We start from the raw sequence: 1,548 nt of genomic DNA, 5'->3' as shown, positions 1-1,548 counted from the left end.
AAAAATACTTTTACAATGAAGAGTTTGATCCTGGCTCAGGATGAACGCTAGCTACAGGCTTAACACATGCAAGTCGAGGGGCAGCATTTCATTTTGCTTGCAAAGTGAAGATGGCGACCGGCGCACGGGTGAGTAACACGTATCCAACCTGCCGATAACTCGGGGATAGCCTTTCGAAAGAAAGATTAATATCCGATAGCATATCAATCCCGCATGAGATTGATATTAAAGAATTTCGGTTATCGATGGGGATGCGTTCCATTAGTTTGTTGGCGGGGTAACGGCCCACCAAGACTACGATGGATAGGGGTTCTGAGAGGAAGGTCCCCCACATTGGAACTGAGACACGGTCCAAACTCCTACGGGAGGCAGCAGTGAGGAATATTGGTCAATGGACGTAAGTCTGAACCAGCCAAGTAGCGTGAAGGATGACTGCCCTATGGGTTGTAAACTTCTTTTATATGGGAATAAAGTATTCCACGTGTGGAATTTTGTATGTACCATATGAATAAGGATCGGCTAACTCCGTGCCAGCAGCCGCGGTAATACGGAGGATCCGAGCGTTATCCGGATTTATTGGGTTTAAAGGGAGCGTAGGTGGATTGTTAAGTCAGTTGTGAAAGTTTGCGGCTCAACCGTAAAATTGCAGTTGAAACTGGCAGTCTTGAGTACAGTAGAGGTGGGCGGAATTCGTGGTGTAGCGGTGAAATGCTTAGATATCACGAAGAACTCCGATTGCGAAGGCAGCTCACTAGACTGTCACTGACACTGATGCTCGAAAGTGTGGGTATCAAACAGGATTAGATACCCTGGTAGTCCACACAGTAAACGATGAATACTCGCTGTTTGCGATATACAGTAAGCGGCCAAGCGAAAGCATTAAGTATTCCACCTGGGGAGTACGCCGGCAACGGTGAAACTCAAAGGAATTGACGGGGGCCCGCACAAGCGGAGGAACATGTGGTTTAATTCGATGATACGCGAGGAACCTTACCCGGGCTTAAATTGCATTTGAATATGTAGGAAACTATATAGCCGCAAGGCAAATGTGAAGGTGCTGCATGGTTGTCGTCAGCTCGTGCCGTGAGGTGTCGGCTTAAGTGCCATAACGAGCGCAACCCTTATCTTCAGTTACTAACAGGTCATGCTGAGGACTCTGGAGAGACTGCCGTCGTAAGATGTGAGGAAGGTGGGGATGACGTCAAATCAGCACGGCCCTTACGTCCGGGGCTACACACGTGTTACAATGGGGGGTACAGAAGGCAGCTACCTGGTGACAGGATGCTAATCCCAAAAACCTCTCTCAGTTCGGATCGAAGTCTGCAACCCGACTTCGTGAAGCTGGATTCGCTAGTAATCGCGCATCAGCCATGGCGCGGTGAATACGTTCCCGGGCCTTGTACACACCGCCCGTCAAGCCATGAAAGCCGGGGGTACCTGAAGTACGTAACCGCAAGGAGCGTCCTAGGGTAAAACTGGTAATTGGGGCTAAGTCGTAACAAGGTAGCCGTACCGGAAGGTGCGGCTGGAACACCTCCTTTCTGGAGT

Annotated in this window: 1 rRNA gene; it reads left to right on the top strand. The window is 49.5% G+C overall.

What is annotated here, in order from left to right:
* The first annotated feature begins 12 nt into the window (after positions 1-12).
* Positions 13-1,541: ribosomal RNA gene (locus I2I13_RS24195) — 16S ribosomal RNA — on the top strand.
* Positions 1,542-1,548 lie beyond the last annotated feature (7 nt).

It is taken from the genome of Bacteroides sp. D55t1_190419_B8 (assembly GCF_015558905.1).
Taxonomy (GTDB): Bacteria; Bacteroidota; Bacteroidia; order Bacteroidales; family Bacteroidaceae; genus Bacteroides; species Bacteroides vicugnae.
Note: the sequence above shows the minus strand (reverse complement) of the source record. Positions and strands in the feature narration are given on the sequence as shown.